Genomic DNA, 15,275 nt, shown 5'->3' on the forward strand with positions numbered 1-15,275 from the left:
CCCGATCAGCCTGCCCTGCCGGGAACACAGCACTCAGTACGGAGCGCCGGGCCGGGGCGAGCCCCACGGCGCGTCCAAGTCCACTGCCAGCAGCGGCCGTTGCTCGCCCGACCCCCAACTCACAGGGGCGGGCGGCGAGGCCCGTGGGCGAGGGGTCAGGCCCAGAAGTCGGCCCATAGGCGGGCGGCTTCGGCGGTTTCGTCGATCCCCGCCGCGCCGTACGCTTTCCAGTCCTCCCAGGAGCGTGCCTCGGCCTCGGTGAGCACACGTACACCCTGGCGGGGCGCCGTGGCGAAGGCGGGGATGGTCGAGGCCCACTGCTGTGCCTGCTGGGGGGTCTGTTTCCCGTCCAGGACGAGACGGAAGCCCCACAGGGCCGCGTCGATCCATCCCGGCCCCCGTGCCGCCCACGCCCAGTCGACCAGCCACACCCGGTCGGCGGCGATGAGGAAGTTCGTGGCGACGGGGTCGGTGTGCAGGAGTTGGTGGCCGTGGAGCAGAGGCTCGTCCTCGGGATCGCAGTAGGGGCCCCACCGGTCCCAGGCGGTCATCAGGCCGATGCCCGGGGCGGGGCGGACACTCAACTCCCGCAGCGTTGCCGCGACCGGCTCCAAGTGGTTTCCCTCTGCGGTGAAGTCGGCCCAGGGGGTGGCGGTGACGCCCTCGAAGCCCAACAGCCGCCACCCACCTGCCGACAGACACCACAGCAGCTTGGGAGCGAACTCGGGCAGGAAGGAACTGACCTTCGCCTCCCTGTCCAGTTCGCCGGACCGCTCGTGGCCGTCGGGGAGTCCCTTGACGAAGATCCTTGTGCCGTCCGGGAGGAAGAGGAGCGTGGCGATACCGGAACTCTCCCCCGTGGTCATGTCGACGCTCGGACAGCCCCCTCCCACCCGGTCGCCCACCGCTGTGCGGGTTTCTTCGGGGAGTTGGGTGAAGGAGAGGCGTTCGACGCGCATGATCAGGCTCCGGGCGCCGGCGGATTCGGCGGGAAAGGCGGGTTCTTGTCCGGCCCCGGACCACTGGGAGGACGCCCCGGCGGCGGCTGCGAGGGCGGGCGTGCAGGAGGCTTCCGCGCTCGTGTCATGGGCGCAGCGTAGCCGCCCGACCCATACGGAAACCGGCACGCTGGAGAAACTGATGACGATCCGTACGGAGACGCAGCGCGATGCCAGTACGAGGTCTCCGAGGCCGGAACCGATGATCGCGACAGGAGTTTGCATGGGACTCCGTGCGTATCCACACGCGCCAGGGGTTCCGGCAGGAATTGGGCCGACCGGGCCGACGGCCGCGCAGCAAGCGGTCAGATGACGATCACTCGGCGCCCGCGCGTGTGACCGGCTTGGCTGTCGATGTGGGCGGAGGCGGCCTCGGCGAGCATGTATGACCGCTCGACCGGGATGTGGAGTTTCCCACGCGCGATGAGGTCGGCGGCCTCCGCGAGCGCTTCCGGCACGTTGCCGGTCACGCCGGAGTACCGGGCGCCGAAGTCCGGGGCCGTGAGATCGGCGATGGAGATCACCTTCTGCGGATCCCCGGTGAGCTCGACGAGTTCGCCGATCACGCCCGAGCCGGCCAGATCGAGGGCTGCGTCCACCCGACCGAGCTGCCGCACCCGCTCGACCCAGCCCTCGCCGTACGTCGTCGCCACGGCACCAAGGCCGCGCAGATAGTCCTGGTTCGCGGCCCCGGCCGTGCCGATCACCGTGATGCCGCGGTCGCGGGCGATCTGCAGCGCCGCCGATCCGACTCCCCCGGACGCACCGCTGACCAGCAGCGTCTGCCCGGGCCGGACCCCGACCTGACGCATGATGCGCAGCGCGGTCTCCACCACGGAGGGGTATCCGGCCGCCTCTTCGAACGACAGCCCTTCGGGTATCGGGGCCCAGGCCGACAGCACGGCGAACTCGGCGTAGGCGCTCGAACCTCTGCCGAATACGTGGTCGCCGACCTTGATGCCGTCGACGCCCTGGCCGACCTCGTCCACCACCCCCGAGGCGTCCTGCCCGACTCCGGCGGGCAACTCGATCGGACGGACCTTCTGGAACTGGCCTTCGCGGATCCGCCAGTCCACGGGGTTCACGCCCGCCGCGCGCACGGCGATGCGTATCTGGCCGGGGCCCGCGTGGGGCTCCTCGGCATCGGTGAGGCGCAGGACATCCGGACCGCCGAACTCGGCGAAGCTCACTCTCTTCATGCGACCGACCGTAACACTAACGGTTAGCGTTTAGAAACGGTTGCGGCTTTGTACCTGATAGCTTTACGCCATGACCGAACCGCCCGGACGCCGTGAGCGCAAGAAGGCCGCGACCCGCCAGAAGATCGCCGACACCGCGCTGCGGCTCTTCCTGGAACGCGGATACGACGCGGTGGGCATCCGTGACATCGCCGCTGAGGCCGACGTGGCCGTCACCACGCTCTTCTCCCACTTCGCCTCGAAAGAGGCCCTAGTGTTCGAGCAGGACCAGGACTTCGAGCAACGCCTCACCCAAGCGGTCACCGGCCGGGCACCGCACGAGCCGATCATCCCCGCGCTGCGCCACGAGATCCACGCCCTGGTACGCCACTGCACGGCGGACGGCGCCGCCCCGATCTGGCGCATGATCGACGCATCCCCCGCCCTGCGGGAGTACGAGGAGTCGATGAGGCTGCGCCACGCGGAGTCGCTGGCAATGGCCATCGCCGCCGATCCCGACCTGTCACAGACCACGACGGCCAGCCGGGCGATCGCGAGATTCGTGATCGACGCCTACTCACTGGCCCGCGAGGCGCCCGACCCCCAGGCCGCGGTGGACGACATCTTCCGCATGATCGAGGCAGCCTGGGACGTCGCTTGCCTTTCCTCAGCGTCGGCCGGGGGCGAGTCGAGGCCGAGGTAGAACCAGCGGTCGCCAGGGTCTCGGTGGGCCACCGAGGGCATGGCTCATACGCGGCCGCCGCAGTGACTCATGAAACCCGGGTCTGAGACACCAAGTCAGGCCGAAGCAAGCGTCAGCCCCGCTGATCGTTCGCGGTGCCCGCGACAGCCGGACCGCAGTTCGCCGGAAGTGCGGCCACCACCATGGCGATGGCCGCCGCCACGGTGTCGGCTTCGCCGATGACCGTTCCACGAGAAGGACCGCAGACGCGGTATCGACCGTCGCGCAGCGGATCGACGAACGGCACGTCCCATGCGTACGGGAATCCGGTGCAGGTCGTGAAGTGGAGTGACCAGTGGCTGGTGAACGGATACAGCTGCCGCAACTTCGGTTCAGCCGCTGCCATCTCGGCGAGTGCCAGTGCCTGGCGGGCGAGGGGGAGCCGATCGGCCTTCTGGCGCAGGCCCTCCAAGAGGAGCCGCCACTGCACGGTGACCGCTTCCGCTGGACCGCGTTCATGGGCTTCGGCCAGTTCGCTCACCTTGATGAAGGGGGCGGCCTTCTGAATCTCGCGGAGCCGGGCCCCGTCTCGCCAACCTGCTGCGGCTCGGGCCAGCTCTCCCAGATCGGAGGTCGAGCCCGAGAGCAGTTGAACGCCTTGGTGCAGGCCATGGATGTTGAACCAGCGGCTCTCCGACCCGATGAAGACGAAGCAGGGTGCCCGGCCGGAGACCGTGCTGACCACCTCAGCCGTCCGCAGCGGGTTCGCATCGTTGCTCAGCACCGCACCCAGATCGAGTCCCTGCTCGGCAGCAGCCAGTGCCAGGGCCTCGGCCAGACTGCCGGCAGCCGCAAGATCCGGATAGAGATCAGGGTCGGCGGGAGTGGGTTCGTGTCGAGCGGCAACCGGGGAGTTCGAAGTCACCGCCGGAGTCTGCCGTCTGCGCCAGGAAATGGCCACCCTTGGGAGACGGATTTTCTACGCCGCAGGGTGAGATGGGTCGCAGAGCACCAGGTCAGCGGAGTGCTTCATGACATGAACCGCGAGAACCTACAAATCCCGTACTGTCTCAAATTTCATGTCGGAATCTCACCGCTGATGTCGGACAGATCGGATACGACGCGATGTTGAGACCTCGTCATGTGTCCTGTCGCACCGGGATTGTCGGATTCCCGCTCATTCTCGGGTGTGTTGGGGGCGAGTTCCTCGGAACGGCCCGAGGTGGTCTCCATCGGCCGTGGCTCCGCGTCGGCAGCCACGGCCTCACCCACGGTCAACGGCCCGTGCGGAACAGCTCCCCGGTCCGGTCGGTGAGCTTGTGACGGATCTCCGGGGCCCTCTCGGCGGGCCAGACCAGGATCAGGTACCGCTCGGAGTGGTTGTCGCCCTCCGGGTCGGTGTCCCGTCCGCGGGCGTGGATCCGCAGGCGCCACCACCGGGGTTCGCCCTCGGGGCCGGGCAGGTCGATGCCGTACTCCGCGCCCTCGGGCTCAAGTCCGCCACCGTCCCCGTCGCCCTCCGGCGAGGTGATGCCCGCGCCGGGGGGCTCGAAGACGGCGCTGATGTCGACCACTTCGTCCCACGAGCCGGTTGCCGGCGGCGGCTCACCCTCCAGTACGTCGTAGTCGACGCGCACGTAACCGTTCTGGACGCCGGTGCACACGGTGACGAAGTCGCCGTCGGCGTTGACCCGGACCAGCCCGTTCCCGGCGGTCGGATCACCGTCGTCGAGGTCGTCCTCGGCGTCGGTCTCGAACAGGTTGAACTGGTGGTAGGAGGCGTAGACGCGGAGTGCTGTGGTCATGGATCAGACCTGTACCCAGAATCCGTCGCGGTCAAGGACTCTCTGCTGCAGCTGGAACTTGTTGAGGATGCCGCCCTGCCGGTTGTTCTCCCTGACCGGCACCCAGGTGATACCCCGGCTGGCCGCAGGCAGTGCGGTGCCGCCCTCGTAGGAGGCGGCGAAGGGGTACTCGTCGCAGGACGGCCCGGCCGCACCGGTCGGCGGCCTCTGCCCCCGGCACACGGCCCTACGGTTGTCGCCCTGCTTCGTCTCGTCCACCAGGAAGTGCAGCGGGTGCCCGGAGCCGGGCTTGCCGTAGTGTCCGCCGCGCGACTGGATCGCACTGATGCCGGGGCCTATGTTCGGCAACGCCCCCATGCCCGTCAACGTGGGGGTGACCTGCGGGAAGACGCAGCCCGGCGACTGCCGGGGCTTCTTGTTGCCCGGCTTCTTGGCGAACATGTCGTCGCACCGGTAGCTCGCGGAGGAGTACGAGTTCGAACCCTGGATGTAGCCGGGCTTGAAGAACGTGTACTCGTACTTCGTGGCGGTGCCATGGCTCTTGAACGCACCGATGTTGTCGGTGTAGTCGACCTTCCCGGAGAAGGGCGCGCCCAGAATACGGCCCTGCGGTATGTGGTTGACGGCGGAGCAGGGACCACCGCAGGAGACCCTGATTCCCACGCTTATCCCGCCGGCGTTCCCGGTGATGGTGGCCTTGCCGACGCTGACGTTCTCCGACCACTTGCGGGACTTGATCTGCAACGTCATCTCGTGCGTGACAATGAACCGGACCACGCCCACGGGCTTGCCGTTCACCAGCACGACGGCCCCGGTACTGATCATCTGACACTCATGGGTCCGGGTGAGGCCGGGCGTGCAGGAACCATTCGGCACGGCGGCGGCGTCGGCGCGGGTGATGGGAGTCTGGGTGACGCGCAGCGTCAGCTGGTCCGAGGAGGCCGCGTGCGCGGTGCCGGCGAGCGTCGAACCCGCCAGTGCCAGTCCTGTCGCGGCCACGGCCATGCTTCTCAACTTCACGTGAATTCCTCCCCGTTGAGGAAATCGACGAACTCGTCCACCGGTCGGCGGACGCGGCAAGCCTGGCACCGGGCGCCCCACGGGCCGTTCGGCTTCTCACGGGAGTGGCTGATTCACGCCCCCGGCGTGTCCGATTCCGGCCCCCGCCCCATAGTCGGGGGTGGGGGCGGCATCACCGCCCACTTGGAGCAACACTTCGCCCGCGCACCCGAATAGCCTTGCCGGGGTGGGGAGTTGGGGTGCGGCACACGGCGGTACGTACGCGGACGACACCCCACGATGGGACAGCAGCTCACGGTGAGCTCTTGACGGTGACGTCACGTCGTCCGAGTGGGAAGAGATCGAGCAGTCGGCCCCACAGCTGCCGATCGGTGTCCGCCGTCGTGCCAGGAGAGCTCACCGGCGTCCCACCACGCGCCTGAACACCGCGCTGTCCGGTCCGAAAACCGACCGCCACGTCACCGTGGCTACAGGACAAAGGCTTCCTGATACGTCATTGGCTACGGCCGCTGTGCCCGTATCTCGTTTTCGGAGAGTCGGGGGCTTGGGGTAGAACGTCGACATGGATGCCGCAGTACTTGAGCAGATACTGGACGAGACCTTCGATCACGCCGTCGTGCATCACGGGTACACGAACTACATGCGTGACTACGAGGTCATCCTCTACATGACCGCGGCTCCGAGCACGGGGATCGAGCCGGCCTACCTGCGGTACCTCTTCCGGTACTGCGTCGAGGCCCGATGTGAGACCTCAGTATCGGGCGAGACATGGCAGCGTTCCCTGGACGACCGCCTCATCGACCACGAGACCGGTGCCGACCTCGACGGGTTCGTCTGGGGTGTGAAGTGGCATCCGATGTATCCGGGAGCGAAGCTGCTCCCCCAGTCGGATGCCACCCGCCATTGGTCGCACACCCTTGGGATCGACTTCCACCACGTCCTGATCGAAACCAACGCCCACCGACTCACTCTGCTCTTCTCCGACCTACAGGTCACCGAGGTTCCCGTCGGCTACGCCCCGTTCGTCACGGACTGAAAGACCAGCGTTCGTCCGTGCACCGCAGTCCGTCCTGCGGGCCACTGCGTGACATCCTGGCTCGGTGTTCCTGAGCGATTCCGCAAGCAGTGTCGGCCTCCGTCCGGTGCGCTATCAGTTCGCCACGGTCCGGGGTGACTCGTACGACGACAACTGGCTGGTCATCCATGGCACGGTGACGACTCCCGAGGGCAGTTGGTCCTTCACCGATCCGTGTCTGCTCACCGACGAGGCTCGCCAGGCGGCCGCATGGCTGCGCGCGGTGGCCGCGGGGACGGTGGCCGTGACCGAACCTGATACCGAAGGTGAGTTGTCCCCGGACACGTCGTTCATCGAGCCGCTCGTGGCCTTCAGCCTCGCTGACCGAAGCGAGGATGGGACGGCGGCGATTCGCATCCACCTGTCCCTGGAGGCAGCACCCCCATGGCAACCGGAAGATGACCGGGATGACCTTTACCAGTACGTCGTGGAGGTGAGGACGGATACCGCTGCGCTGCTCCACGCGGCTGACCAGTGGGATCATGCCCTCGTTCCCTTCCCGCCCCGCTGACCGGCCACGACGGTGCGCACCACGAGGTCCACGGGCCCTCCGCCACCGCTTGTCTCGTCACACGGCTGCTGCCAGAGTACTCGTGAACGGCCCCACCTCCAGCTGCGCTGGACTTCGCGCTATGCGCGATCCCGTTGCGCTGACAACCTACGGGGACGGACTTCGGCCGACGTCGGCGACGGCGGGCGCGCCCCGTTCGACCACGACCGGAATGCCTCCGGTCGCCTTCTCCAGAGTGCGCCGGAACGACGCCGAACCCGCCCCGGCGGCGTTGGTGGTCACGCGGATACCCGAGGCGTCCGACGTCGCACTGGCGGAGTAGAGGGGGAAGGCGAACTTCCGGCCGAAGACCTTGTCGACGGCCTTCTGCAGTGTCCGGTGCGCGTACCGGCTCATATACAGGTCCACGAGTTTCGGGTCCGCTCCCGGATCGGCCTTTGCCGCCGCCTTCACCAGGTCACGGCCGCGTGCGAGGTCGGTGACGCACAGCGCGACCCGGCCCACCGGGAAGTCGTTGGCCTGGGTCCCGTACACATCCCCATACGCCCCGTACCCCTGGTCGCCCACGGCCTGGGAGATACGGGTCGCCGCAGGCGTGTTGTCCCCCACCCCGTCGATGACCGTCGGCGGCGCCGACGGCCGCTTCAGTGCGTCATCCGTCGTCGGGCACTGCCTGGCCCCCTGATGAGACGGGGTGCCCGACGCGTCGACAGACGCGGGGGGAGCGGCGCCCTCGGTTCCGTCCTGTCCGCAGCCGGACACACCGAGCAAAGCGGCCACGCCGCTGACACATACGAAGAACAGCACGACGATCTTCCGTCTCACAACGCCCCCCTGATTCCCAGCGCCGTCGGCCTGTTGCCACGATGGCGATACGACGGCCACCCCCCCAACGACGGTTCCCGCCACCCACACGGCGACATCGCGAACCCGCCACGTCACGGAGCAGCAGTGGTCCCCTGCATCCCGTTCCCGCCAGGCCGAACAACCCCTCCCCGGCACGGAGACGGCGTACGGCACGTGGCCGGGGGATGGCTTGCCGGGCCGGGTCGGCCATCCCCTAGCGTGGGTGCCCTTGATCACCCACGGGAACCGATCAGTTGCGCAGGGGGATGCGATGGCACGGCCCGAAAAGCCGCTGGACCCGGACGCGGGACCTGTTGCGCGGTTCGCTGTTGCCCTGCGCGGGTTGCGCCACGACGCAGGTTCGTCCTACCGCGCGATGGCGCAGCAGAGCGGATACTCGCCCTCCGTGCTCTCCCAGGCAGCCGCCGGACAGAAGCTGCCCTCCCTGGCCGTCACCCTCGCCTACGTCGAGGCCTGCGGCGCGGGTGCGGACCGCGACGCGTGGGAGCAGCGCTGGCACCAGGCGGAACAGGCGGTCCGGCGCGAGACAGCAGCCGCCCGCGCCGAACAGGAGGCGGACAGTCCTGCTCCGTACCGAGGACTGGCCCGCTACGAACCGGCGGACAGTGCCCTGTTCTTCGGCCGTGACGGGCTTGCCGACCGGCTCCTCGACCTGGTCGCCCGCCAACGGGTGAGCGTGGTCGTGGGCCCGTCCGGCAGCGGCAAGTCCTCCCTGCTGCGCGCCGGCCTCATCCCCCGCCTCCAACACCCCGACCCCGTCAGCAGGTTACGCATCGCCGCCCTGCGGATCTGCACCCCGGGCCCCCACCCCGCCGACGAGCACGAAAAACTCTTCACCCCCCGCGACACCGAGCCGACCAAAGAGGCCGGGGAGGACACCTTCCTGATCATCGATCAGTTCGAGGAAGTCTTCGCCCTCTGCACCTCCCCGGACGAACGCGAGGCGTTCATCGATCTGGTCCTGGCCGCCCGGCATCCGGACAGCCGCCTGCGTGTGGTGCTCGGGGTGCGCGCCGACTTCTACACCCACTGCCTCCAACACCCCGGACTTGCCGAGGTCCTGCGCGAAGCGGGCCTGCCCGTCGGGCCGATGAGCCCGGACGAGCTGCGCGAAGCGATCGTCAAACCCGCCGCCGCCCACGGCCTGTTCGTCGAACGCGCCCTGACCGCCCGCCTGATCGACGACGTCTCGGCCGAGCCGGGCGCCCTGCCCCTGATGTCGCACGCTCTATTGGAGACCTGGCACCACCGCACCGCCCGCACCCTCACCCTCGATGCCTACGAAGCGGCGGGCGCGCTCGACGGTGCCGTCGCCCACACCGCCGAAAGCCTCTACACCCACCTCGATGGCCACCAGGCCGTGTGCGCACAGCGGATCCTGCTGCGCCTGATCACCCCCGGCGACAACACCCCCGACACCCGTCGCCCCGTCGGCCGCACCGAACTCGACTTCGGCCACCCCGACGACACCACCACCGTCCTGGAACAGCTGGCCCGCGCCCGCCTGATCACCCTCGACGACGACCGAGTCGACCTCGCCCACGAGGCCGTAATCACCGCCTGGCCCCGCCTGCGCGGCTGGATCGACGAGGACCGCGAACGGCTGCGTCTGCACCGCCGGCTCACCGACGCCGCCCAGGCGTGGCGGGAACAGGCCCGCGACCGCGGGGCACTGCTGCGGGGCGGGCGGCTGGAGACGGCGTGGAAGGCGTTCGGCGCGGACGGCGGCGCGCCGGAACTGACCTTGCCGGAGCGGGAGTTCCTCACGGCGAGCCGAGCGGCGACGGCCCGGGAACGCAGACTTCGGCGGGCAGCCGTGGCGGTACTGGCGGTGCTCGTCGTGCTGGCGCTGGTGGCGGCCGGGCTCGCCTGGGGGCAGCGCAAGGACGCCGTCGCCGCGAACCACCGTGCCCAGTCACGGCAGTTGGCGGCCCAGTCGCAGACGCTGCTGGCAACCGACCCGGACCTCGCCTCCCTGCTGGCCGTCGCCGCCTACCGCACGAGCCCCACCGCGGAGGCGTCGGCCAGTCTGTACGCGGCCGCCGCCCTCCCGCTCCAGCGCCGCCTCGCCTTCGGCACCGCGGAGGGCAAGGCGAGTGTGGTGGCCTTCGCCCCCGACGGCCGGACCCTGGCGGTGGGCAGCAGCAACGGGGCGGTGCGGCTGTGGGACACAGCGACGGGCCGCTCCCGCACCCTGGCCAAGGCGAGCGCCCCGACCAAGACCGGTCGCGGGACGACTGTGTACGCCCTGGCGTTCAGTCCCGACGGCCACTCCCTCGCCGTCGGCACTGAGAGCGACACGGTGCGCGTATGGAACACGGTCTCCGATCGTACGTGGGCTCAGATCACTTTCAAGGACCTGCCCTACGCGCCGGAGACCCTCGCGTTCGACCGCGACGGCCGCACCCTGACCGTCTCTCTCGGCCACGGCACCATACGTCAGTGGGAGCCGTCGACCGGCCACGCGCGCACTCTGATACTCGGTGCGGACGACCTGCCGACCGTGACCGGGAAACAGGATGCCGCCGCCCCGGACGACTACGACGCGACGGTACGGCTGAAGGATCCGGCCGACGGGCAGGTGCGCACCCTTCCGGTAGCGACCCACATCGGCTTCCCGCCGACACTGAGCCCCGACGGGCGCACGGTCGCCCTGGGTCATTTCGACGGGACGGTGCGGGTGCGGGACACCGCCACCGGCCGGACGACCGCGACACTGAAGGGGAACTCCGGCGTGATCGGCGTGCTTCGGTTCAGCCCGGACGGGCGCACGGTCGCGGCGGGATACGGCGGGACCGTGCGGTTGTGGAACCCCGCCGGCGGCGACGTACGCACGCTGGCGGGCAGCAGGGGGACGTACGACCTGGCATTCAGCGCCGACGGCCGGACCCTCGCCGCCGCCGGGTCTTCCGGCCTCTTCGAAGGCCAGGGAGCTGCCGCCATCTGGGACGTGGCCACAGGACGCAGCGTGGCCACGCTCAGCGGATACACCGAGCGCCCAGGGGCGCTGGCGGCCGCCCCCGACGGGCACGCCGTCGCCACCGTCAGCGGCGACGGCACGGTCCGCCTCAACGACCTCACCCGCAGCCGCCGCACCCGCACCCTGTTCACCAGCGACACCAAGGAGCCGTACGCCGTCGCCCTCAGCCCCGACGGCCGCACCCTGGCCACCGGTGATGCCACCGCGCGCCTGTGGGACACCGCGACCGGAGATCTGCGCGCCACCTTGCCCGACCGCACCCGCATGGAAGAGGTCCAGGATCTGGCGTTCACCCCGGACGGCCGCGCCCTCGCCCTCACGGGCGGACTGGACACACGGCTGTGGGACCCCGCCTCGGGCCATGTCAGCACCGGTCGTACGGACGACCACACCGGAGTGGTGAACGCAGTGCTCAGCCCCGACGGCCGCACCAGAGCCACCGTCTCCGCGCGCAACAGCACGCTGAACCTGTGGGACATCTCGACCGGACGCCTCCGAGTCACCGTGCCGGGCAGCAAAGACCGGGCCCAAGCCGTGGCGTTCAGCGCCGACAGCCGCACCGTGGCCACCGGCAACGGCACAGCGCTACATCTGTGGGACAACGCGACCGGACGCCTGCGCACCACACTCACCCCCGACCCCGGCCGGGCCACCACGTCGCCCTCTCCCAGGGGTTCCACCGGGGACGGCGTGTGTGAGGAGATGCGGGAGATCGTGTTCAGCCCGGACAGCCGCACCCTGGCGGCCCGTGACCGGCAACGCGTGACACTCTGGGACGTCGCCACGGGCCGTGTCCGGACCGCCTTCACCACCTCGTGCGACGGTAGCGGGCCGAGGTTTTCCCTCGCGCACATCGTGTTCACCCCCGACGGCCGCACTCTGGCCATCGGGGACGGCAAACAGGTACGGCTGTGGGACGTGGCCACGGGCCGTCGCCGCGCGGTCCTCACCGGCCACGCCGAAACGGTCCGGGACATCGCCTTCAGCCCCGATGGCCGCACCATGGCCACGGCGGGAAACGACCTCACCGTACGCCTGTGGGACGTGGCAGAGCACCACAACTACGCGACGCTCGCCATACTCACCGGGCACACCGGCTCAGTGACCAGGGTCCTCTTCGGCCACGACGGCCACAGCCTCTTCACCACCGGCGAGGACGGCACCCTGCGTCAGTGGAGCGTGTCCCCCAGCGACCCGGCAGCAGCCATCCGCAAAATCTGCACCGCCTCCGGCCGCGATCTGACCTCGCCGGAGCAGAACACGTACTTCCCCGGACAGCACCCCCGATCTCCCTGTTCCGCAGTGTCCACAACTGACTGACCTCGCGCCGATCTCACGCGTCAGGGACGCACACGCGATCTCCTGTTTCCCTCAAGTTTCCGTCCGACCCCCTGTACATACGGCTACCAATCAGTAGTGTTTGCGCCGCGCGTCGACATCGTCCGCGTCTCAACGACCAGTACCACCAGGGGGATAGCCATGCCCGGGATGAGCCGCCGTCAGTTCGTGTCCAGAATGTCCGCTGCGGCCGCAGGTGCGGCCCTGTGGTCGACGGTGGCGCAGGACCGGGCCCTCGCGGCCACCGCCGCGCGGGCCGTGCGCATCGGCGGAACCACGCTGGAGCAGGCCGCGATGCCCGTCGGCAGCGGCCCGTACAAGCGCCTCGTGGCGGGCCCGGGTTGGCCGCTCGTGGTGCGCGGGGAGCTGGCCGGCGCCGGTGCGGGCCGCGACGACCGCCGCACCGGGCTCACCTCCTTCGTGCAGTTCACCGACCTGCACGTGGCGGACACCGAGTCGCCGGTACGGTTCGAGTACCTGGCCCAGTACAACGACAGCGCATACCGACCGCAGGAGGCGCTGACCGTGCGCGGCGCCTCGGCCCTGGTCGAGCGGGTCAACTCGGTGCGCCAGGGCCCGTACACCGGGCTGCCGTTCGGCATGGTGATGGCCACCGGCGACAACACCGACAACCACGAGCTCATCGAGCTCGACTGGTACCTGTCCGTCATGAGCGGCGGCCGGATCACCCCGAGCAGCGGCGACCCTTCGCGCTACGAGGGCGTGCAGAACTCCGGCAGCGCGTCCTACTGGAACCCGGAGTCCTCCTTCCAGGACTCCTACAAGGCCAAGGGGCTTCCGCAGATCCCCGGCTTCCTGGCGGGTGCGGGCCGCCCCTTCGACGCCCCGGGCCTGAGCGTTCCGTGGTACACGACCGTGGGCAACCACGACGACAGCATCGAGGGCAGCCTGCCGGACCTCGGCCTCCTGAATGACCTCTACACCGGTGACCGCAAGATCGAGGGCTGCGACGACGCCACCGCGGCGAAGCTCGCCTACGCGCTGAAGCACGACCCGGCCCAGGCGGTGCTCCTGCTCGGGCAGTTGCTCGGCAACGGCGGTGCGATCCGCAAGGTCACCCCGGACGAACGCCGACGCCCCTTCACCCCGAAGGAGTTCGCCAAGGCGCACCTCGACCCCGCCTACACCGGCGCCGGTCCGGTCGGCCACGGCTTCACCTCGGACGCGGCGAGCAGCGGGCACCTGTACTACACCTTCCCGCTGGCGAGCGGTGTCCTCGGTGTCAGCCTGGACACCACCAACCGGGCCGGATTCGCGGACGGTTCACTCGGCACCGCGCAGCTCAAGTGGCTGGAGTCGGTCCTCAAGTCGCACAGCAGCCGCTGGTACGACACCGACGGACACGTGGTGCGCGGTGGATCCACGGACTCGCTCATCGTCCTGTTCAGCCACCACACCAGCACCACCATGGGCAACCTGCTGCCCGACCCGTACCACCCCTTCGAGGGGCGGCACGACGGCAACGCCCTGGTGTCGCTGCTGCAGCGCTATCCGAACGTGGTGGCGTGGGTCAACGGGCACACCCACGAGAACCGGATCACCCCGCACGGCCACGCCGTGCCCGAGCGCGCCTTCTGGGAGATCAACACCGCGTCCCACATCGACTATCCGCAGCAGGCCCGGATCATCGAGATCGCGGACAACGGCGACGGCACCCTGTCGCTCTTCACCACCCTCATCGAGTCCGCGGCGCCCTACGCGACGGACTTCGCCGACACCTCCGACCGGGGGCTCGCGGCGCTCTACCGCGAGCTGTCGTACAACGACCCGTACGCCACCCCGGCCGTCAAGCTCGGCTCCTCCGCCGACCACAACACCGAGCTGCTGCTGACCCACCCCGGCAGGTGACGCGGCCCGACGGCCCGCACACCTCATCGCTATAGTTCGATCAGTTGCGCAACCGCTAAAGTGTTGCGAGGGGAAGCGGCAGCCCGCCACCGCACCGGGCGCCAGGGGCAGTGCTGGGCCGAGGAGTAGCAGGGTGTTCACCGATGTGGGTCCGATGGAGCTCGTCACGATCGCGATCCTCGCGGTCCTCCTGTTCGGCCCGGACAAACTGCCCGAAGTCATCCGGAACGTGACGGGCTTCCTGCGCAAGATCCGGGAGTTCTCCGACAACGCGAAGCAGGAGATCCGCTCCGAACTGGGCCCGGAGTTCAAGGACTTCGACTTCGAGGACCTGCACCCCAAGACGTTCGTACGCAAGCACGTCCTCAACGGCGAGGGTGACGGGCTGGGCCTGGACGAGATCCGCAGCGCGCTCGATCCGCGTCCAGAGCTTGCGGAGGTCGCCGACGCCGTGCGCGGCGCGGCCGACAGCGCTGCGGGGCGCGGTTCCACGGCAGGCTCCGATCAGGCCGGGCCGACGCCGACCCCTGTTCGGCTCACGAAGGACGGGGCGGCGACACCTCCCGCACACCCCGCCTTCGACCCCGACGCGACCTAGCCGCCGGACATGCCGGGCGCCGTGCCCGCTCATCGCGAGCCCGCGTGATGGACCTCACCACACTTCAACTATTGCGCAACCTTTAAAGTGTGGTCATGAACGCTGATGGTGCGACAGGTTGGGAATACGCGGTGCTCGACGGCGGGCCGGCCAACGGCTTGCGGATGCGGGTCGCCGACCGGCCGGGAGTGATCCAGGTCACTTACCCCTGCGCAGTCGACGGCCCGGCCGGGGGCGCCCAGGTGGAGGCGCTGTATGTATACCGGCGAGACTCTCGCGTACACCGGGAGCCGCTGCGGTACGGCTTCGACGTGGCCAGCCCCTGACGCGCCTTGTCTCACTGACAGAGGACAC

At 69.4% G+C, this 15,275-nt stretch carries 13 protein-coding genes; 7 read left to right on the plus strand and 6 right to left on the minus strand.

The features are described 5' to 3' along the window. Window positions 1-155 precede the first annotated feature (155 nt). Both BG418_RS09195 and BG418_RS09200 read right to left on the minus strand, forming a co-directional pair. Complete coding sequence (locus BG418_RS09195; protein ID WP_188273224.1) at window positions 156-1,223, minus strand: aminoglycoside phosphotransferase; 1,068 nt, start codon at window positions 1,221-1,223, stop codon at window positions 156-158. Window positions 1,224-1,303: 80 nt separating this feature from the next. After that, window positions 1,304-2,197: an NADP-dependent oxidoreductase gene (locus BG418_RS09200; protein WP_188273225.1), complete on the minus strand. Its 894-nt coding sequence runs from the start codon at window positions 2,195-2,197 to the stop codon at window positions 1,304-1,306. Window positions 2,198-2,267: 70 nt separating this feature from the next. Here BG418_RS09200 and BG418_RS09205 point away from each other — a divergent pair, with 70 nt between their 5' ends. Next, window positions 2,268-2,879: a TetR/AcrR family transcriptional regulator gene (locus BG418_RS09205; RefSeq protein ID WP_188273226.1), complete on the plus strand. Its 612-nt coding sequence runs from the start codon at window positions 2,268-2,270 to the stop codon at window positions 2,877-2,879. 112 nt (window positions 2,880-2,991) lie between these two features. Here the strand turns inward: BG418_RS09205 and BG418_RS09210 are convergent, their stop codons facing one another. The 3 genes from BG418_RS09210 to BG418_RS09220 all read right to left on the minus strand — a co-directional run bounded on the left by BG418_RS09210 (window position 2,992) and on the right by BG418_RS09220 (window position 5,683). After that, window positions 2,992-3,783, minus strand: coding sequence for a DUF6193 family natural product biosynthesis protein (locus tag BG418_RS09210; RefSeq protein ID WP_188273227.1), 792 nt, complete (start codon window positions 3,781-3,783; stop codon window positions 2,992-2,994). A gap of 349 nt (window positions 3,784-4,132) precedes the next feature. Further along, complete coding sequence (locus BG418_RS09215; protein ID WP_188273228.1) at window positions 4,133-4,663, minus strand: hypothetical protein; 531 nt, start codon at window positions 4,661-4,663, stop codon at window positions 4,133-4,135. Between the two features lie 3 nt (window positions 4,664-4,666). After that, window positions 4,667-5,683, minus strand: a complete 1,017-nt coding sequence (locus BG418_RS09220) for a NucA/NucB deoxyribonuclease domain-containing protein (protein WP_188273229.1) — start codon at window positions 5,681-5,683, stop codon at window positions 4,667-4,669. Window positions 5,684-6,245: 562 nt separating this feature from the next. On the opposite strand from BG418_RS09220, the gene BG418_RS09225 reads away from it, so the two are divergent. Next, window positions 6,246-6,719 carry a hypothetical protein gene (locus BG418_RS09225; RefSeq protein ID WP_188273230.1) on the plus strand — a complete coding sequence of 158 codons (474 nt, stop codon included), beginning with the start codon at window positions 6,246-6,248 and terminating at the stop codon, window positions 6,717-6,719. Between the two features lie 64 nt (window positions 6,720-6,783). Beyond that, complete coding sequence (locus tag BG418_RS09230; RefSeq protein WP_188273231.1) at window positions 6,784-7,269, plus strand: hypothetical protein; 486 nt, start codon at window positions 6,784-6,786, stop codon at window positions 7,267-7,269. A 147-nt stretch (window positions 7,270-7,416) separates the two neighbouring features. Here the strand turns inward: BG418_RS09230 and BG418_RS09235 are convergent, their stop codons facing one another. Further along, a complete protein-coding gene (locus tag BG418_RS09235) occupies window positions 7,417-8,094 on the minus strand; it encodes a hypothetical protein (RefSeq protein WP_188273232.1) in 678 nt (225 codons plus the stop codon). 292 nt (window positions 8,095-8,386) lie between these two features. Between BG418_RS09235 and BG418_RS09240 the strand changes: the two genes are divergently transcribed. The 4 genes from BG418_RS09240 (at window position 8,387) to BG418_RS09255 (ending at window position 15,247) form a co-directional block, all read left to right on the plus strand. Continuing rightward, complete coding sequence (locus BG418_RS09240) at window positions 8,387-12,436, plus strand: helix-turn-helix domain-containing protein (RefSeq protein WP_188273233.1); 4,050 nt, start codon at window positions 8,387-8,389, stop codon at window positions 12,434-12,436. A 159-nt stretch (window positions 12,437-12,595) separates the two neighbouring features. After that, complete coding sequence (locus BG418_RS09245) at window positions 12,596-14,323, plus strand: TIGR03767 family metallophosphoesterase (protein ID WP_188273234.1); 1,728 nt, start codon at window positions 12,596-12,598, stop codon at window positions 14,321-14,323. Window positions 14,324-14,456: 133 nt separating this feature from the next. Further along, on the plus strand, window positions 14,457-14,921 hold the full coding sequence (locus tag BG418_RS09250; RefSeq protein WP_188273235.1) for a sec-independent translocase: 465 nt from the start codon (window positions 14,457-14,459) through the stop codon (window positions 14,919-14,921). A gap of 95 nt (window positions 14,922-15,016) precedes the next feature. Beyond that, window positions 15,017-15,247 carry a hypothetical protein gene (locus BG418_RS09255; protein ID WP_188273236.1) on the plus strand — a complete coding sequence of 77 codons (231 nt, stop codon included), beginning with the start codon at window positions 15,017-15,019 and terminating at the stop codon, window positions 15,245-15,247. Window positions 15,248-15,275: the final 28 nt, after the last annotated feature.

This window comes from Streptomyces sp. CBMA152, from assembly GCF_014596475.1.
In the GTDB taxonomy this organism is placed as follows: Bacteria; Actinomycetota; Actinomycetes; order Streptomycetales; family Streptomycetaceae; genus Streptomyces.